Annotated in this window: 16 protein-coding genes; 2 read left to right on the top strand and 14 right to left on the bottom strand. The window is 67.0% G+C overall.

Annotated elements, in window-relative coordinates; genetic code table 11:
- Positions 1-92: 92 nt before the first annotated feature.
- From der to WKW82_RS32885, 12 genes are all read right to left on the bottom strand, one after another.
- Positions 93-1,436, bottom strand: a complete 1,344-nt coding sequence (gene der / locus WKW82_RS32830; protein WP_340347106.1) for a ribosome biogenesis GTPase Der — start codon at positions 1,434-1,436, stop codon at positions 93-95.
- A gap of 54 nt (positions 1,437-1,490) precedes the next feature.
- Positions 1,491-2,633 carry an outer membrane protein assembly factor BamB gene (gene bamB, locus WKW82_RS32835; RefSeq protein WP_340347108.1) on the bottom strand — a complete coding sequence of 381 codons (1,143 nt, stop codon included), beginning with the start codon at positions 2,631-2,633 and terminating at the stop codon, positions 1,491-1,493.
- Positions 2,634-2,640: 7 nt separating this feature from the next.
- Positions 2,641-3,315, bottom strand: coding sequence for a YfgM family protein (locus tag WKW82_RS32840; protein WP_340347109.1), 675 nt, complete (start codon positions 3,313-3,315; stop codon positions 2,641-2,643).
- Positions 3,316-3,320: 5 nt separating this feature from the next.
- Positions 3,321-4,643: a histidine--tRNA ligase gene (gene hisS, locus WKW82_RS32845; RefSeq protein WP_340347110.1), complete on the bottom strand. Its 1,323-nt coding sequence runs from the start codon at positions 4,641-4,643 to the stop codon at positions 3,321-3,323.
- A 12-nt stretch (positions 4,644-4,655) separates the two neighbouring features.
- Entirely contained in the window at positions 4,656-5,930 is a 1,275-nt protein-coding gene (gene ispG, locus WKW82_RS32850; protein WP_340347170.1) for a flavodoxin-dependent (E)-4-hydroxy-3-methylbut-2-enyl-diphosphate synthase, read from the bottom strand.
- 5 nt (positions 5,931-5,935) lie between these two features.
- Complete coding sequence (locus WKW82_RS32855; protein WP_340347111.1) at positions 5,936-6,820, bottom strand: helix-turn-helix domain-containing protein; 885 nt, start codon at positions 6,818-6,820, stop codon at positions 5,936-5,938.
- A complete protein-coding gene (gene pilW / locus WKW82_RS32860; protein ID WP_340347112.1) occupies positions 6,813-7,640 on the bottom strand; it encodes a type IV pilus biogenesis/stability protein PilW in 828 nt (275 codons plus the stop codon). Before pilW ends, WKW82_RS32855 begins: the two co-directional genes overlap by 8 nt.
- A gap of 237 nt (positions 7,641-7,877) precedes the next feature.
- The gene (gene rlmN, locus WKW82_RS32865; protein WP_340347113.1) at positions 7,878-9,047 is read right to left on the bottom strand and encodes a dual-specificity RNA methyltransferase RlmN; all 1,170 of its coding nucleotides are present in this window, start codon (positions 9,045-9,047) and stop codon (positions 7,878-7,880) included.
- A gap of 3 nt (positions 9,048-9,050) precedes the next feature.
- A complete protein-coding gene (ndk, locus tag WKW82_RS32870; protein WP_340338765.1) occupies positions 9,051-9,476 on the bottom strand; it encodes a nucleoside-diphosphate kinase in 426 nt (141 codons plus the stop codon).
- A gap of 150 nt (positions 9,477-9,626) precedes the next feature.
- Positions 9,627-11,417, bottom strand: coding sequence for a pseudouridine synthase (locus tag WKW82_RS32875; protein ID WP_422823650.1), 1,791 nt, complete (start codon positions 11,415-11,417; stop codon positions 9,627-9,629).
- A 206-nt stretch (positions 11,418-11,623) separates the two neighbouring features.
- The gene (gene scpB, locus WKW82_RS32880) at positions 11,624-12,466 is read right to left on the bottom strand and encodes an SMC-Scp complex subunit ScpB (protein ID WP_340347116.1); all 843 of its coding nucleotides are present in this window, start codon (positions 12,464-12,466) and stop codon (positions 11,624-11,626) included.
- Between the two features lie 135 nt (positions 12,467-12,601).
- Entirely contained in the window at positions 12,602-13,588 is a 987-nt protein-coding gene (locus WKW82_RS32885) for an RluA family pseudouridine synthase (protein ID WP_340347118.1), read from the bottom strand.
- 56 nt (positions 13,589-13,644) lie between these two features.
- Here WKW82_RS32885 and WKW82_RS32890 point away from each other — a divergent pair, with 56 nt between their 5' ends.
- Entirely contained in the window at positions 13,645-14,454 is an 810-nt protein-coding gene (locus tag WKW82_RS32890; protein ID WP_340347119.1) for an outer membrane protein assembly factor BamD, read from the top strand.
- Positions 14,455-14,462: 8 nt separating this feature from the next.
- On the opposite strand, the gene WKW82_RS32895 is transcribed toward WKW82_RS32890, so the two are convergent.
- A complete protein-coding gene (locus WKW82_RS32895) occupies positions 14,463-16,469 on the bottom strand; it encodes a DNA repair helicase YoaA (RefSeq protein ID WP_340347121.1) in 2,007 nt (668 codons plus the stop codon).
- A complete protein-coding gene (locus WKW82_RS32900; protein ID WP_340347172.1) occupies positions 16,469-16,672 on the bottom strand; it encodes a DUF465 domain-containing protein in 204 nt (67 codons plus the stop codon). Before WKW82_RS32900 ends, WKW82_RS32895 begins: the two co-directional genes overlap by 1 nt.
- Positions 16,673-16,781: 109 nt before the next feature.
- Between WKW82_RS32900 and WKW82_RS32905 the strand changes: the two genes are divergently transcribed.
- Positions 16,782-17,567: a PP2C family protein-serine/threonine phosphatase gene (locus WKW82_RS32905; RefSeq protein WP_340347122.1), complete on the top strand. Its 786-nt coding sequence runs from the start codon at positions 16,782-16,784 to the stop codon at positions 17,565-17,567.
- The last annotated feature ends 4 nt before the right edge of the window (positions 17,568-17,571 follow it).

A 17,571-nucleotide genomic window follows, 5' to 3' on the forward strand; every position in this document is an offset into this window, starting at 1 on the left:
CTGGAAAAATAACTTCTTCTATCCGACTCAACTTTCGCCTCTGGACAGCGGAACTGTTGTCTTTAGCAGTCAAAAGTGCACCAATAGGGAGTTCACTGTCCCGATTTATCGGCGTACGGATTGGTCGAGGTCTTGAACTCGATTCGCATTGGTGTCCCAACGAGATCAAACTCCTTGCGAAACCTCGCTTCGAGGAAACGTTTGTACGAATCCGTGACGTGTTCCAGCGAGTTGCCGTGGATCACGATCACCGGCGGGTTCATGCCGCCCTGGTGGGCATATCGCATCTTGGGGCGGAACATGCCGGCGCGCTGCGGCGCCTGGAACTGCACGGCCTCCAACAGCAGGCGCGTGAGTACCGGCGTGGACATCTTGCGGGTGGCCGACTTATGCGCCTGCGCGATCGACTGCCAGACCGGGCCCAGGCCCTGCCGCTTGATGGCCGAGATGAAGTGCAAGGCGGCGAACTTCAGGAACGGCAGGCGGGTCTCGATCTGCCGCTGGATCTGCTCGCGCTGGTAGCTGTCGACGGCATCCCACTTGTTGATGGCAATGACCACCGCACGGCCAGATTCGAGGATGTAGCCGGCGATGTGCGCGTCCTGGTCCGTCACGCCCTGCGTCGCATCCAGCAGCAGCAGCACGACGTTGGATGATTCGATGGCCTGCAGCGTCTTGACCACAGAGAACTTCTCGATCGCCTGGAACACTTTGCCCTTGCGTCGCAACCCGGCCGTGTCGATGAGTTCGAATCGCTGGCCGTTGCGCTCGAAAGGCACCGAGATCGCGTCGCGGGTCGTGCCGGGCATGTCGAACGCCACTAGGCGCTCCTCGCCGAGCCATGTGTTGATCAGCGTCGACTTGCCGACGTTGGGGCGCCCCGCCACGGCGAGCTTGATGGGCTTGGCTTCGCCGTCATCTTCCTCTTCCTCGGGTTCGGCCAGGTTCAGCGGCTCCAGCGCCAGTTCGATCAGGTCGCGCATGCCCTGTCCGTGCGCCGCGGAGACGCCATGCACATCGCCCAGGCCGAGCTCGTAGAAGTCGACCAGCTTGGTGCCGTCCTGCATGCCCTCGGCCTTGTTGGCCACGAGCACCGTCGGCTTGCCGAGCCGGCGCAATTCGCGCGCGATGTCATGGTCCTGCGCCGAAAGGCCTTCGCGTGCATCGACGACGAAGATGACCACGCCGGCCTCGGCCACGGCCTGCCGCGTCTGCTTCGCCATCTCCTTGAAGATGCCGCTGCCGGCGTCGGGTTCGAAGCCTCCGGTGTCGATCACGATGAACTCGTGCTTGCCCAGGCGCCCGTTGCCGTAGTGGCGGTCGCGCGTCAAGCCGGCGAAGTCGGCAACGATCGCATCGCGGGTCTGGGTCAACCGGTTGAACAGCGTCGACTTGCCGACGTTGGGCCGCCCGACCAGCGCCAGTACCGGCTTCATGGCCGGGCCCTCATCACTGCTGGCTTCAAGGTCGGTCTTTCAAGATGGGGTGGGTCATTCAGGGCGGAAGCCGAACACGCCACCGTTGCGCGTGACGACGACCACCGTGTTGGCGGCGACCACCGGCGTGGCGGCGATGGCCGAGCCATCGACCGTCAGGCGGTTGAGCGGGGCGCCGTCTTCGCGCGAGACGAAATGCAGCAGGCCCGTGCGGTCGCCGATGACGATCGAGCGGCCGACCACCAGCGGCGCCGTGAGGTCTCGGTGCTTGAGCCGGTCCGACTGCCAGGCGCGCTCACCATCGGCACGGCGCCATGCGACCAGGTTGCCGTCGGACTCGGTGCCGACCACGAACTGCCCGTCGCCACTGAGGCCCTCGGCGCTGACCGCCGGCTTGCTCCACAGCAGGCCGCCACGCACGGCATCGACGCAACCGACATTGGTGTAGTAGGCGCGCGCGCAGACGCTGTCGCCGACGCGGCTGACGCTGCCGGTCAAGTCAACCAGTCGCTCGACGTCATTGGTGCCCCGAGGCGCTGCGATGGGTGCTTCCCAGCGCGAGGAACCGTTGCCGGGGTTCATTCCCACCAAGCGGCCACCGACACCTGTCAGCAGCGTATCGCCCACCGCGAGCAACACGCCGGGCTTCTTCAGCACCAGGGCCTCGGGGGTACGTTGCTGGATCCAGAGGCGGCGCCCGCTCCCGCCGTCGTACGCACTGGTGGCACGGTCAGCGGTCTGGACGAAGACGCGTCGCCCCGCCACCAGCGGCGCGGTATAGGTTTCTGCCGCGAGTTGCTCGCGCCACAGGATCTTGCCGCCTTCCATGACGACGAGTTCGTTCTTGTTGGTCACCACGGCGGCCATCGAGCCATCGCTGCCGACACCCGCGGTGAGCGGCGCGCCCGCGCTGGCGCGCCAGGCTTCGGTGCCGGTGCGCGCATCGATGGCCACCACCGTGCCGTCGGCGCTGGCCACCGTGACCATGTCGCCGCTCACGTTGGACTGCAAGGGGAAGGCGACCTGCGGGATCTTCACGTTCCAGGCCTGGCGCACCCCGAGCACCACCACATTGGCCGGCAGTTCCGGCGGCTTGGGCTTGCTCGTGCTGGAGCATGCCGCCAAAGCCGCGACCAGGACCATCGCCAACCCGGTGCGAAGAACGGGTGCTGCAGGCAGGAGACGCTTGAGATTCATGTTTCGATCAGGATTGTTTGGAGGCTGCAGGCTTCAGGGATTGCGGGTCGACGCCGACCGCATTGAGCTTGATCTCGACCATGCGCCGGTAATCGTTGCGTGGCTCCAGCGCGGTCCATGCCTTCTGGTATTCGGCGCGGGCCTCGTCGCGCTTGCCCTGGGCCATGTAGATGTCGCCCTTGCGGTCCGCAGCGAGCGCTTCGTATTCCTTGGGGAAGGTACCGGCGAGTTGCTTCAGCGCGTCGTCGTAGGACTTGCTGTCGAGCAGTTCGGCCGCAAGCCGCAGGCGTGCCACGGCCTGGTAGCCGGGGTCGACGGCCTTCTCGGCCACCCAAGTCAACGCGGCGCGCGAGGCCTCGGCGTTGCCCTTGTCGTGCAAGGCCTTGGCAGCGAGCAAGCCGGCTTGCTGGGCATACGGCGTGGAACCGAAGCGGTCCTTCATCTCGCCCAGCGTGCGCTCGACGATGGCCGGGTCGCCGGCCTCGACGCTGCGCTCCAGCGTGTCGTACAGGGCGGCGGCCTGCGCCGCCTGGTTGCGCTGGTAGTACTGCCAGCCGTTCCAGCCGGCAAAGGCGAGCGCGGCCACGAGCAGCACCGAGGTGATGAGGTTGCCCCAGGTCTTCCAGAAATGCTTGATCTGGTCGAGTTGTTCCTGTTCCTGGAGGTCTAGAGGTTGTGCCATGCGGATCAATGTGAGGGAGCCGGGGATTGTAGGGTGGCGGCCCATTGGGCCACCTCGGAGAGGGTGCGCGCGACTTGGCCGCCATCGCCATCGCGCAGCGACTTGACCGAGACTTCGCCGCGGGCCAGTTCATCGCCACCGAAGATCAATGCGTGGCGCGCGCCGCTGGCGTCTGCCTTCTTGAGCTGCGACTTGAGGCTGCCGCCGCCCGCGTGCATCTGCACGGTGAGGCCGGCAGAACGCAGAGCTTCCAGGGTCACTTGCACCTTGGGGCTCAGGCTCGGGTCGGGAACCACCGCGTAGACCTGCGGCGCAGCGGAAGGCACAGGCAAGCCCAGGGTATCGATCAGCAACAGCAGCCGCTCGACACCCAGGCCAAAGCCCACGGCCGGCGTGGGCTTGCCGCCCAATTGCTCGAACAGGCCGTCATAGCGGCCACCACCGCACACGGTGCCCTGCGAGCCGAGCTGGTCGGTCACCCACTCGAACACGGTCAGGTTGTAGTAGTCCATGCCGCGCACCAGGCGGGTGTTGACGCGGTAGGCCAGGCCGGCCTCGTCGAGAACCGCACGCACGGCGTTGAAGTGCGCCAGGGTCTCTTCACCGAGGAAGCTCATCAGCTGTGGCGCTGCATCGATCAGCGCCTGCATCGACGGATTCTTGCTGTCGAGGATGCGCAGCGGATTGGTCAGCAAGCGGCGCTTGGAATCTTCGTCGAGCTGTTCTGCATGCGACTCGAAGTACGCAATCAATGCGGCGCGATGGGCCGCACGCTCAGCGGGCTGGCCCAGGCTGTTGAGTTCCAGGCGCACATGCTCGCCTTCGACCAGGCCCAGCTCCCTCCAGAGCCGGCGCAGCATCAGGATCAGTTCGGCATCCACATCCGGCCCGGCAAAGCCCAGGGCCTCGACGTCGAGTTGGTTGAACTGGCGGTAGCGCCCCTTTTGCGGGCGCTCGTGGCGGAACATCGGGCCGAGGGTCCACAGGCGCAACGGCCCGTTGTAGAGCGCGTTGTGCTCGACCATCGCGCGCACGATGCCGGCGGTAGCTTCGGGACGCAGCGTGAGCTTGTCGCCGTTCATCGAATCTGTGAAGGAATACATCTCCTTTTCGACGATGTCCGTCACCTCACCCAGGCCCCGCACGAACAGCGCCGTGGGCTCGACGATCGGCGTCAGCATGTACTGGTAGCCGTAGCGGCCCAGCACCGAGCGCAGCGTGTTCTCGAACCACAGCCAGAGCTGCGAATCCGGCAGCTTGTCCTTGCGGGTCACGCTGCCCGGCAATATGTCGTTCATGCCTTTGACGGCATTCAGTTTTTCAGCCATGGGTCCTGGATGTCAGGCAACGACGGCCGGCTGGCCGAAGCGCTTCTTGATGTAGTTTTCGACGAGCTGGTGGAACTCGTTCGCGATGTTGTCGCCGCGCAGCGTCAGGGCTTTCTGGCCGTCGATGAAGACGGGCGCGGCCGGCGACTCGCCGGTGCCCGGCAGGCTGATGCCGATGTCGGCATGCTTGCTCTCACCGGGACCGTTGACGATGCAGCCCATCACGGCCACCTTCATGTTCTCGACGCCAGGGTACTTGTTGCGCCAGACCGGCATCTGCTGGCGCAGGTAGTCGTCGATCTGCTTGGCCAGTTCCTGGAAGGTCGTGCTGGTGGTGCGGCCACAGCCCGGGCAGGCCGTGACGCTGGGCACGAATACGCGCAAGCCGAGGGCCTGCAGGATCTCATTGGCGATCAGCACTTCCTGCGTGCGCGATTCGCCCGGCTGCGGCGTGAGCGACACGCGGATGGTGTCGCCGATGCCCTCCTGCAGCAGGATCGAGAGTGCCGTGGCCGAAGCCACCGTGCCCTTGGTGCCCATGCCGGCCTCGGTCAAGCCCAGGTGCAGCGTGTAGTCGCAGCGCTTGGCCAGTTCGCGGTAGACCGAGATCAGGTCCTGCACGCCGCTCACCTTGCAGCTCAGGATGATCTGGTTGCCATTCATGCCCATCGACTCGGCCAGCTTCGCCGAATCGATCGCCGAGGTAACCAGCGCCTCGTACATCACCGACTTGGCATCCCAGGGCTCGGCGCGCTGGCTGTTGGTGTCCATGAGGCTGGCGAGCAGTTCCTGGTCCAGGCTGCCCCAGTTCACGCCGATGCGCACCGGCTTGTTCCAGCGCATCGCGGCCTCGATCATCTGGCCGAACTGCTTGTCCTTCTTGTCGCCCTTGCCCACGTTTCCGGGGTTGATGCGGTACTTGCTGAGCGCTTCGGCGCAGGCCGGATAGTCGGTCAGCAGGCGGTGGCCGTTGTAGTGGAAGTCGCCGATCAGCGGCACGTCGACGCCCATGCGGTCGAGCTGCTCGCGGATGTAGGGCACCTGCTCCGCCGCCTCGGGCGTGTTGACGGTGATGCGCACCATCTCGGAACCCGCCAGCGCCAGTTCCTTGACCTGGATGGCCGTGCCGATGGCGTCGACCGTGTCCGTGTTGGTCATCGACTGCACGCGCACAGGTGCGTCGCCGCCGACGGTCACCGTGCGAGCCCCCCATACCACACTGGCTTGGCGCGAGTTGCGCGCCCGTGGCGATGCCGGTTCGATCGGCAGGCAGGGAGGGACGATCAGATCATTCACGGCTTGACCTCGAATCTTGCAACGCCGCCGGCCTTGGCCAGCGGCGCGGTGTCGAAGGGCTTGCCTCGCACTTGCACGTCGACCTGCGAAGCGCGCCCGACGATCACCTTCAGGGGCGGCGTACCCGACACGCCCACCGTTTCACCGGCCTTGACGATCCGGCGCAGCAACTCTTTGCCCCCCGATTCGGTCACGGTGACCCACGAATCGCCCTTGGCGGTGAATTGCACCAAATCCGCAGGCGGCGCCGGCGCCGGAACAGATGCAACCACCGGAGCCGCCGGCGGCATCGGTTCCACAGCGGGAGCGCTGGGTGCGACGGGTTCGACAACGGTGCCGGTCGGTGCCGGTTGTGCCTCGACCGCTGCCGTCTCGGACCGGCCGCTCATTTTCGAGACCGCAGCGCTCAGCTTGTCGAATGCCGATTGCGGAATCCAGAACATCAAGGCGGCGCCCGCCAACAGCAAGCCCACCACTACCATCAAGGCACGGGACGGCATGGACACGCCGCCAGCGCGCCCTTGGTGCGGCGCACCCGAACGGATGTTGGAACTCATGGTGCGGTCGGCATCGGCGAGTCCCGGCCGCTTGGCGCCAGGGATCTTGGCCAGCACCGGCGCGGGATCGACCTTGAGCGCACGGCAGACGCTGGCCGCCAGCGCGCGCGCAAACACCGGGTCGGGCAATGCGCCGATGTTGTCGTCCTCCAGGGCCTCCAGCTTTTGCACCGGCACCTTGAGCGCGGCAGCAACCACGGCAATGTCCAAGCCATGCGCCTCGCGCGCCTGGCGCAACATCGCGCCGGCGGTCATCAGCGAACTGTCGCCGCCTCCCAACGGCACGGCGGCCGTGGTACCAAACTGACTCGCACGTTCAATCATTGAAGTTTCCGCGCTCATACGCAATGGCTTCCCGCGACTGCGGGAAGCGGGTCTGCAACTGGCCGCCCAACTGGCTCACTGCTTCCCGGTTGTTCAACTTTCGCTCGACCTTGACGCCGAGCCACAGCGTCTCGGCATTGGCCGCAGGGCCGTTGTTGACGCGGCGCACATAGAACTGGGCACGGGCCCAGTCCTCGCGCTTGGCCAGCAGCGCCGCAAGGTTGTAGCCGATCACGGGGTTGGCGGCATCGAATTCGTAGGCCTTCATCAAGGTCTTCTCGGCATCGGCGTTCTGGCCCGCGCGAATCTGGCACAGGCCCTGTGTCATCAAGGTCTTGGATGAGTCGATGTAGCCGGGCACAGCCAACGCGGCATTGAACTGCTGCATCGCATCGTTGAAGCGATTCTGCTGGCACAGCAGCCAACCGTAGTTGTGCATAGTGTTGGCGTCGCGCGGATTGATCGCGATGGCGCGCCGGAAGCTGTCTTCGGCCAAGCCGGGGTCGTCCATGCGCATGTACACCAGGCCGCGCAGGTTGTAGGCCTCGGCGTAGTTCGGGTCCGCCGCCAGCGATTGCTTGATTTCATCCAGCGCGGTCGTCGTCTGCCCGGCCTCGAAATAGCTGATCGCCAGTTCGAGGCGGGTGCGCGCACGCTTGCGCGCCTTGCCCTCGTCGGATTCGGTCGTGAGCTCGGCGCCACTGGCGGCCGTCGTCGTGGACGCCGCCGGCATTCCCTTGTTCGCGCAGCCGGCCAGCGTCACCACCGTGGCCGCGAACAACGGGGCTAGTACCCACCGGCCCGGAAAGACTTTGCTCATGGATTCAACCTTGAAACGGCAATTGGATGCGCCCGAGGGCGCCGCGATCAGTGTGCCGGCCAAGACGAACGGACAAAGGGGGGCGAACCAGGCGCGATCGAGCCGTGAGGCAGGTTGCGCCCGGCAGCGTGCGATCAGGTGCAAGGCGCCTGCAGCCTCGTCGACGAGCGCGATCGCAGTCGGCGACGTCATGGCACGTGCGGGTCCCGCGAGGCGAAGGCACGGTGAACAGCGGATTCAAGGTTCAAGCTCCTGCACACCCGGCTTCGCCGCGGCGCGCCGCGGCCGATGCACCGTCACGGGGTGTTCCGCAAGGCGGCGTTGCGCCATCCGTTCGGCAGCGCGCGTCCGATCCTTCACGTCGCCGGCCAGTTGCCCGCAGGCCGCATCGATGTCGTCCCCGCGCGTCTTGCGCACGGTGGTGACGATGCCGGCCTCGCTCAACAGCTTCGCGAACGCCAGCACGCGCGGCTGCGGTGAACGCAGCAGGCCCGAGGCGGGAAACGGGTTGAACGGAATCAGGTTGAACTTGCAAGAGACGCCGTGTGCGCCCTTCACGAGTCCGATGAGTTGCCTCGCATGCTCGGGCTGGTCATTGACGCCGTCGAGCATGCAGTATTCGAAGGTGATGAAGTCGCGCGGCGCATGCGCCAGGTAGCGGCGGCAGGCATCGAGCAGTTCTTCGATCGGGTACTTCTTGTTGAGCGGCACCAGGTCGTCGCGCAACGGATCGTTGGGCGCATGCAGCGACACCGCCAACGCGACCGGGCAATCGAGGCCCAGGCGGTCCATCATCGGCACCACGCCGGAGGTCGACACCGTCACGCGACGGCGCGACAGGCCATAGGCGTTGTCGTCGAGCATGGTGCGCAAGGCTGGCACCAGCGCGGAGTAGTTCTGCAGTGGCTCGCCCATGCCCATCATCACCACGTTGGAGATGACGCGCTCGGAACGCTTCAGGTGCTTGCGAAGGAAGTGCTCGGCGAACCAGAGTTGGGCGATGATTTCGCCGGTCGTCAGGTTGCGGCTGAAGCCTTGATGGCCCGTCGAGCAGAAGCGGCAGCCCACGGCGCAGCCGGCCTGCGAGGACACGCAGAGCGTGCCGCGATCGTCCTCGGGGATGAACACGGCCTCGACCGCATTGCCATCGCCGACATCGAACAGCCACTTGATGGTGCCGTCGGCGGATTCGTGCTGCGAGAGCACCTTGAGCGCCTCGACGCGGGCAGTGCCGGCGAGCTTCTCGCGCAGCGACTTGGCAAGGTCGGTCATCTGGCCGAACTCGCTGGCGCCACGCTGGTGGATCCAGCGGAACAGCTGCGTGGCGCGGAACTTCTTCTCGCCGAGCTTTTCGCAGAACGCGGCCAGCCCCTCGAGGTCAAATTCGAGCAGGTTGGCCGTGGTCATGGATCAGCGCTGGTAGACGTTGAGACCCGCGAAGAAGAAGGCGATTTCGCCCTTCGCGGTTTCGGGTGCGTCGGAGCCGTGCACGGCGTTGGCGTCGATGCTGTCAGCGAAGTCGGCGCGGATGGTGCCGGCGGCTGCCTTCTTGGGATCGGTGGCGCCCATCAGGTCGCGGTTCTTGACGATGGCGTCTTCGCCTTCGAGCACTTGCACGAACACCGGGCCCGAGATCATGAACTCGACGAGGTCCTTGAAGAAAGGACGTGCGCTGTGGACGGCATAGAACTGCTCGGCTTCGCTGCGCGACAGGTGCACCAGCTTGCCGGCGACCATCTTGAGGCCAGCAGCTTCAAAGCGGGAGACGATCTTGCCGATGACGTTCTTGGCGACGGCGTCGGGCTTGATGATGGAGAGGGTGCGTTCGATGGCCATTGAGATGCTTCCTGAGATTAGGATTTTTGAAATGTTCGATCAAGCGCGCAACGAAGGGTTGCACTGCATTGACAAAGCCTTTGATTTTAACCGGCGCGGACTTGGGGTCCGAAGCCGGACCCATCAAAGACCGCTGCCAGTCGCCTGAATTCAGCGACCGCGGCGACGCTGGCCGCCACCACCACCGCCGGGACCGCCACCGGGGCCACCGCGTCGCGGGCCCTGGCGCTGTTCCTTGCGCTGGCGGGAGAAACTGTCCGCGCCGATGTAGCCGAGCGAGGTCTTCATCGGGTCCGGCTGGTTGGCGCCGGTCGGTGGTCCGTCGCCACGTCCACGCGGGGCGCCACCGCCACCACGTCGCTGGCCGCCCTGCCCTTGGCCTTGGCCACCTGCGTTGCCGCGATTGCCCCGGGGCCCGCGACCGTCGCCGAGCGGGTTCGGAATGTTGTTGGGTTGGCCGCGCATGTCGTCACGCGGGCCGGCCGGGCCCTTGCCGCCCTTGCCACGGCGGCGCTTGTTGCGGTTGCCACCTTCGCCGCCGGGTCCGCCACCGCCCGGACCGCGCGCCTGCTGCGGACGCGGGCCGCGCTCGGCGACACCGCCCGCTGCCTGGAACAGGCCACGGATGTCGCGTTCGTCGAGTTCCATCCAGGCGCCGCGCTTGAGGCCGCGCGGCAGCACCATCGCGCCATAGCGGATGCGGATGAGCCGGCTGACCGCATGGCCGACCGATTCGAACAGGCGGCGCACTTCGCGGTTGCGGCCCTCGGAAATCGTCACGCGGTACCAGCAGTTGGAACCTTCGCCGCCACCATCCTCGATGCTGCCGAACTGGGCCATGCCGTCGTCGAGACGCACACCGTCGAGCAGTTTCTGGCGCTCTTCCTTGCTGATCGCGCCGAGCACGCGCACGGCGTATTCGCGCTCCAGACCGAAGCGCGGGTGCATCAGGTTGTTGGCCAGTTCACCGGAACTCGTGAACAGCAGCAGGCCTTCGGTGTTCAGGTCGAGCCGGCCGACCGATTGCCATTTGCCTTGCTGGAGGCGCGGAAGCTTGCGGAACACCGTCGGGCGGTTCTGCGGATCGTCGTGCGTGACCACTTCACCGACGGGCTTGTGGTACGCGATGACGCGTGCCGGTGGCGGTGCGATGCGGTAGCGGATCGGCTTGCCGTTGACCTTGACCTGGTCGCCGTACTGGATCCGCTGGCCGATGTGGGCCGGCTCGTTGTTGACGGAGATGCGGCCCTGGAGGATCAGCGCCTCCATCTCGAGGCGGGAGCCGAGGCCGGCCTGGGCCAGCACCTTGTGCAGCTTGGGCGAATCGGCTTCGGGCAACAGCACGCGCTTGAGGGCCGGCACTTCCGGGCTCTCTTCGTCGGCATCGAACTGGCCCGACACCACGTCGGCAAAGCGGATCGGTTGCGGCGGCGGGGCATTGCGCTGTTCGCGTTCGGCTTGCCGTCGGGCGCGGTCGAGGTCGTCTTCCTCTTCGTCTGGTTCTTCTTCCTCGTCGTAGTTGTCGTCTGCGTCGGCCTGGGCAACGGGTTCGACCTGGGCAACCGGCTCGGCTGGCGCAACTGGCTCGGCCTGGGCAACTGGCTCGGCCCGGACAACGGGCTCGGCCTGCGCAACTGGCTCGGCCCGGGCAACCGGCTCGGCCCGGGCAACTGGTTCGGCCTGCGCAACTGGCTCGGCCCGGGCAACTGGCTCGGCCTGCGCAACTGGCTCGGCTGGGGTCAAGGACTCGGCCTGGGCGACGGGCTCAGCCCGTTCAACGGGCTTGGCCCGCTTGACGGGCCTGGCCCGCTTGACGGGCTTGGCCTGCCCGACTGGCTCGGCTTGCACAACGGGCTCGGCCCGAGCAACCGGCACGTCATGCGCTACAGGCTCGGCCTGCGTGACGGGCTCCGCTTGAGGTGGCAATTCCGTGGGCGCCATCGAGCTCGCCGATTCGCCGGATTCGCTCGACTGCACCGGTGCGTCCTGCACTGCGGCCTTGCGGGCGCGTGGGCGACGCTTGCGCGGCGCGGCGGGGCCACCCTCGGCAGTATCGGCATCCTGCACGGGCGCGACTGCCGCCGCGGCCGCCTTGTCTTCAGCAGCAGGCTCGACCGGCAAGATCAGTGCGTCGGGATCGGTGGGGCTCATGATGGGGTTCCGGAAGGGGCAGGAGTCAGGTCGTCGGCCGGGTCGCGATCGGTGTCGGAGTCGGACGAGGTGGGGTCTGGATGATGGGTGCCGGCCAGCTCGTCGGCTTCGGCGACCAGTGGGGTCTCCGGATCCGTCGCACCATCGGCGTCGGCATCGGGGAGCGGCGCGGCCACCGATTCGGTCGCGCCACTGGCTTGGACCAGCGAGGGCACAGGTTCGTCGATGGCATCGCCGTTCGACGCCGGCGCGCCCATCGGCAGGTCGGGCTGCACGGCCTCCGCAGCAGCCGCCGCGGCCAGCGCATCGACCAGCGCGCCCTGCCGGGCCGGCGATTCGATCAATGGCAACTGGTCGAGCGAGGCAATGCCGAGGTCGTCGAGGAACTGGCGCGTGGTCGCGTAGAGCGCCGGGCGCCCGACAGTCTCACGGTGGCCGATGACCTCGACCCAGCTTCGGTCCTCGAGTTGCTTGAGGATTTGCGAGCTGATGGTCACGCCGCGGATGTCTTCCATGTCGCCGCGCGTGACGGGCTGGCGGTAGGCAATGATGGCCAGCGTTTCGAGCGCGGCACGGGTGTAGCGCGGCGGCTTCTCGGGGTGCAGGCGGTCCAGGTGGTCGCGCAGTTCGGGGCGGCTCTGGAAGCGCCAGCCGCTGCCCACGCTCACCAGTTCGAGCCCACGCTGCGCCCAGTCCAGTTGCAGGTCATGCAGCAGGGACTTGATGGTGTCGGCGCCGAGTTCGTCGTCGAAAAGCACCCGCAACTCGCGGACCTGCAGCGGTTGGGCTGAACAGATCAAGGCCGTTTCCAGAATGCGCTTGGCATCCGCCGTGTTCATGGTTCGCGTTTTTGTCCGGGACAAGGCGCCAGCAGGCGCGCATTCAGTGGGATCTAGGTCGGGTGGGGCGTTGCAGGCACATGGGCAAGTGCAACGCAGGGCCGGCTCCGGGTGGCTGGCGCGGCCCGCAGGCCGTCAGGCGCGATTGTAGTCCAGCCCCCATTCGTGCGCGCCCGCCGCCAGATCGGGCGGCAATGGCGAGTGAAAGGTCATGGCGGCCTGCGTCGCGGGATGCACGAAGGCGAGCCGGTAGGCATGCAACGCCTGTCGTACGACGCCCGCAGCCGGCAAGCCGCCGTAAGTGGCGTCTCCCACCAGCGGATGGCCGATCGACGCCATGTGCACGCGGATCTGGTGCGTGCGCCCGGTTTCGAGCGTGCAACGGACGATGCAGCCCTTGTCGCCACTGTCGAGCCGCTCGATCAGCGTGCGCGCCGTCTTTCCGGAATGGCGCTCGAGGTCGACCACGGCCATGCGCAGGCGATTGCGCGGATCGCGCCCGATCGGCGCATCGACGTGGCGCGCCGCGGCGCCCTCCCAGGGCCGGTGGGCCATGGCAATGTATTGCCGGGTGACCTCGCGCGCGGCGATCAGGGCGACCAGGGCGTCCATCGTGGCGCGGGTGCGTGCAACCACCATGAGGCCGCTGGTGTCACGGTCAAGCCGGTGGACGATGCCGGCGCGCGGCAGCAGGACCGCCTTTGGGTCGAGGCCCAGCAGGCCGTTCAGCAGCGTGCCGCTCCAGTGCCCCGGCGCGGGATGGACCACGAGTCCGGCAGGCTTGTCGATCACGCGCAGGTGGGCATCCTCGTGCACCACGCGCAGTTCCATCGGCTCGGGACGGAAGGCCTGGCTTTGCGGCGTGGGCTTGAGTTCGATCGTCCCCGCCTCGCCGGCATGCATCGTCATGGACGGCTTGGTGGCCGCCCGCCCGCCCTGCAAGCTGACCGCGCCAGCCTCGATCAACTGTTGCAGGTAGCTGCGCGAGAACTCGGGCACCAGCACGGCCAAGGCCCGGTCGAGGCGCTGGCCGTGCTGGGGCACGTCGATGGTGAAGGCGCGGGTTTCGCTGGCGTCGGAAAGGTCGGCGGCCTCGTCCGACTCTCCTGGCGTCAGGGTCATGTCCAAAGGGTCGGTCGATATAATTGAAGGCTCCTGTTTCACGAAAGCTTCATGTGATGTTTCGCGCCAAATTATCGGCGGTGCCCGGCTGGATGGTGGCTCTGGCCGCGGCAGGGCTGGTGGCCGGCTGCTCGACAACCGAGGACGACAAGACGGCGAACTGGAGCCCCAACAAGATTTACGCGGAAGCCAAGGACGAGGCCGATTCAGGCGCCTACGACAAGGCCGTGCCGCTGTTCGAGAAGCTCGAGGGCCGCGCCGCCGGCACGCCGCTGGCCCAGCAGGCCCAACTCGACAAGGCCTACGCCCAGTACAAGGCCGGCGAAAAGCCCAATGCCATCGCCACGCTCGACCGCTTCATGAAGCTGCACCCGGCCAGCCCGGCGATGGACTATGCGCTCTACATGAAGGGCGTCATCAATTTCAACGACGACCTCGGCATGTTCTCGTGGATGACGCGGCAGGACCTGTCCGAGCGCGACCAGCGGGCGGCCAAGGAATCGTTCGAGGCGTTCAAGGAACTGGTCACGCGCTTCCCGGACTCTCGCTACTCGCCCGATGCCCGCGCGCGCATGAACTACATCGTGAACTCGCTCGCGCAGTACGAGGTTCACGTGGCGCGCTACTACTACTCGCGTGGCGCCTACCTGGCGGCCATCAACCGGGCCCAGATCGCGCTGGCAGACTACCGCGAGGTGCCGGCGCTCGAGGAGGCGCTGTACATCATGGTGCGTTCGTACGACCAGCTTGGCCTGACGCAGCTGCGCGACGACGCGCAACGCGTGCTGGCGCAGAACTACCCGAACAGCCAGTTCGTCGCCAAAGGCTTCCGCGGCAAGGACGACCCCTGGTGGAAGCTGTGGTAGCCGCCTGGCTACACCAGTTCGGCGAGCGCTGAGTCGAAGGCGGCCTCGCCCTCCACTCGCCGCATGGGCGGCAAGGCGGCCAGCAGGCGCTTGCCGTAGCCCATCGCCACCAGGCGGGTGTCGCAGATCACCAGCAAGCCGCGGTCGGTCTCGCGCCGGATCAGCCGGCCCGCGCCCTGCTTGAGGGCCACGCCCGCCTCGGGCAGGAAGTAATCGTTGAAGGAACTGCGCCCCTGGCCTTCGAGGCGGCGCGAGCGCGCCTCCACCAGCGGGTCGTTGGGCGGCGGGAACGGCAGCTTGTCGATCACCACCAGTTGCAGCACGTCGCCCGGCGCATCGAAGCCCTCCCAGAAGGACGCGGACGCCACCAGCACGCAGCCGGCCCGACCGGCATCCGCACCTTCGCGGAAGCGGTCCATGAGCACGCGCTTGGGCAGTTCGCCCTGCACCAACACCTCGGGACGCAGTTCGGCTTCGGTGTGTTCGAAGTGCTGGCGCATGGCATCGCCGATGGCGCGCAACGCCCGCAGCGTGGTGGTGAGCACGAGCGTACGGCCGCCCAGCACGGCGGCGCCGCGGGCGGCGAGTTGTGCGACCGCGGCGCTGTGGCTCGGATCGTTGGGTTTGGGAAACTGCCGCGGCACATACAACGCCGCTTGTGCCGCGTAGTCGAACGGGCTGGCCACGCGCAGCACCTCCGCTTCGCCGAGGCCACAGGGCTCGGTGAACCAGCGCAGCCGGGCATCGTCGCCGAGCGTGGCGGAGGTGAATACCCACGCCCGCCCGATGGCATCGGGGTCGGTCTTGTCCGCCTTCAGCACGCGCGTCTGCACGGCTTCGGCAATGTCCAGCGGCGACTCGATCAGGCGCAGCTGCTGGCCCACATCGACCCAGCGAACGGACTCCGGCGGGCATGCCAGTGCAAAGCGAGCGGCGCGCTGCGCGAGTTGGGTGGCGCGCTCGTGCAGGCGCACGAAATCGGGCGCCATCTCGCTGACCGTGTCGATGGCCTCGGCGGCCTGCTCAAAGCCCTGCTGCAGGGCCTCGAGCGAGCGCTGCCAACCCTCGGGCTCGATGCCTTCGGGCGCGGCGTCCAGCCAGCGCAACTTGGCGCCAGGCCATTGCTTGCCGACAACCAGTCGAAGCTCGCGCGCGGCGCGCTCCACCGTGGCCGCGACCAAGGTCCAGTCGACCAGCCCGCGCGCATGCTGCAGCCCCGCAGCAAGCACGTCGCGCGCGAAGTCGAGGGCCTGCGCGGTGCCGATCTGCACGCCGAGGAACTGCACGCCGGTCTCGTTGAGTTGGTGCGCCTCGTCGAACACCACGACGCGCACCGTCGGCAACAATTCGGCCATGCCCGACTCGCGCACGGCCAGGTCGGCGAAGAACAGGTGATGGTTGATCACCACCACGTCCGCCGCCAGCGCCTCGCGCCGGGCCGCATTGACGTGGCAAGGACGGAACTGAGGGCACTGCGCGCCGAGGCAGTTCTCGCGGGTCGAGGTGACGAGCGGGATCAGCGGCGAGCGCTCGTCGAGGCCGGGCAGTTCGGCCAGATCGCCGGTGCGCGTCGCCTGGGCCCATTGCTCGATCTTGGCCAGCGTGCGCGCCGAGACCCGGTCCGGACCCGCGTCATGGCGCGCGAGGTCGAGGCGGTGCAGGCAGAGGTAGCTGGCGCGGCCCTTGAGCAAGGCCGTGCGTACCGGAAGGCCCAGCGCCTTGACGAGCCGTGGCAGGTCGCGGCCGAAGAGTTGGTCCTGCAGGGTCTTGGTGGCGGTCGACAGCAGTACCCGCTCACCGCTCAGCAGCGCCGGGACGAGGTACGAGAAGGTCTTGCCGACGCCGGTGCCGGCCTCGACCACCAGTTGCCCGCCGTCCTCGATGGTTCGCGCCACGGCCAGCGCCATGTCGGTCTGGCCGCCGCGCTCGCGAAACTGGTCGGCGGCCAGCGACAGCGCGCCCTCCTGCGCGAAGGCTTCGCGCGTCCGCGCGACAAGATCCCCCTCGCTCGCCATCAAGCGGGCTCGGCCGGATCGATCTGCCGCACCAGCCGCTCGATCTGGTCGCGCAGGGCCAAGCGGCGCTTCTTGAGGCGGCGCAGCAGCAATTCGTCTTGCGGCGACGCGTCCGCCAGCCGGTCGATGGAGGCGTCGAGGTCGGCGTGTTCGATGCGCAGTTCGATCAACTGGCGCGAGAGGGAGTGAAGATTGGAGTCCAACGGGATGGGGTTCGACCGCATGAGGGCCGACACGTGTTCACTTGATAATACGTCCAGTCTTTGCCTGACGAACACCACATGGATCGCGCCAGAGGCGCACAAGGCGCGCATGAGCCGAGGCTTTCGAATCGCAGCAGCCACGGGTCTCCACAAGGGAGACCGCCCGTATCAACAGGATCAGGTGCTCCTGATCGAACACCCCCGCGCCAAGGGTTGCGTGCTGGGCCTCGTGGCTGATGGCATGGGAGGGCGCAGTGGCGGGCGAAAGGCATCCGACCAGGTGTTGATGACGGCCAAACAGCTTTTCAGCCGCTTCTCGCCCGCCGTCGACGACATGCACGACCTGCTTCGCCGGATCGTCAACGATGCGCACACGGTGATCAAGCTGACGGCCTTGTCGAGCGAGAGCGAACCGCACAGCACGCTGGCCGCGTTCCTGGTCAACCCCGGCGGCGAGTGCGTCTGGATCCACGCTGGCGATTCGCGCGTCTACCATTTCCAGCGCGGGCGCATGGTGCTGCGCACGCGGGACCATTCGTACGTCCAGGCGCTGGTCGACCTCGGCAGGATCACAGAGGACGAGGCCGAGGTGCATCCGCAGAGCAACATCCTGATCGGCTGCCTTGGCATGACGGCGGCGCCGCCGCCCATCGATACGCACCACATTGCCAAGCTCAGGCCGGGCGACTTGTTGATGGCCTGCAGCGACGGACTCTGGCATTACTTCACGCCGGAAGAAATGGGAGCGGTGCTGGCCGATCAATCGCCGCGATCGGCCGTCGAACTGCTGGTTGACGAAGCGCGCAGGCGGGCCATGGGTACTGGCGACAACATATCGATTGCCGTGCTCAAACTCGAAGCCTTGCCGCGAGGGCCAATGACCGCCGAGGACTAGGGCG

It is taken from the genome of Variovorax rhizosphaerae (assembly GCF_037889975.1).
Taxonomy (GTDB): Bacteria; Pseudomonadota; Gammaproteobacteria; order Burkholderiales; family Burkholderiaceae_C; genus Variovorax; species Variovorax rhizosphaerae.

Bases quoted from the DNA above. Each gene is read 5' to 3' on its own strand.
- der (WP_340347106.1), bottom strand. From the start codon at position 1,436: ATGAAGCCGGTACTGGCGCTGGTCGGGCGGCCCAACGTCGGCAAGTCG.
- bamB (WP_340347108.1), bottom strand. From the start codon at position 2,633: ATGAATCTCAAGCGTCTCCTGCCTGCAGCACCCGTTCTTCGCACCGGG.
- WKW82_RS32840 (WP_340347109.1), bottom strand. From the start codon at position 3,315: ATGGCACAACCTCTAGACCTCCAGGAACAGGAACAACTCGACCAGATC.
- hisS (WP_340347110.1), bottom strand. From the start codon at position 4,643: ATGGCTGAAAAACTGAATGCCGTCAAAGGCATGAACGACATATTGCCG.
- WKW82_RS32855 (WP_340347111.1), bottom strand. From the start codon at position 6,820: ATGATTGAACGTGCGAGTCAGTTTGGTACCACGGCCGCCGTGCCGTTG.
- pilW (WP_340347112.1), bottom strand. From the start codon at position 7,640: ATGAGCAAAGTCTTTCCGGGCCGGTGGGTACTAGCCCCGTTGTTCGCG.
- rlmN (WP_340347113.1), bottom strand. From the start codon at position 9,047: ATGACCACGGCCAACCTGCTCGAATTTGACCTCGAGGGGCTGGCCGCG.
- ndk (WP_340338765.1), bottom strand. From the start codon at position 9,476: ATGGCCATCGAACGCACCCTCTCCATCATCAAGCCCGACGCCGTCGCC.
- WKW82_RS32875 (WP_422823650.1), bottom strand. From the start codon at position 11,417: ATGGCGCCCACGGAATTGCCACCTCAAGCGGAGCCCGTCACGCAGGCC.
- scpB (WP_340347116.1), bottom strand. From the start codon at position 12,466: ATGAACACGGCGGATGCCAAGCGCATTCTGGAAACGGCCTTGATCTGT.
- WKW82_RS32885 (WP_340347118.1), bottom strand. From the start codon at position 13,588: ATGACCCTGACGCCAGGAGAGTCGGACGAGGCCGCCGACCTTTCCGAC.
- WKW82_RS32890 (WP_340347119.1), top strand. From the start codon at position 13,645: ATGTTTCGCGCCAAATTATCGGCGGTGCCCGGCTGGATGGTGGCTCTG.
- WKW82_RS32895 (WP_340347121.1), bottom strand. From the start codon at position 16,469: ATGGCGAGCGAGGGGGATCTTGTCGCGCGGACGCGCGAAGCCTTCGCG.
- WKW82_RS32905 (WP_340347122.1), top strand. From the start codon at position 16,782: ATGAGCCGAGGCTTTCGAATCGCAGCAGCCACGGGTCTCCACAAGGGA.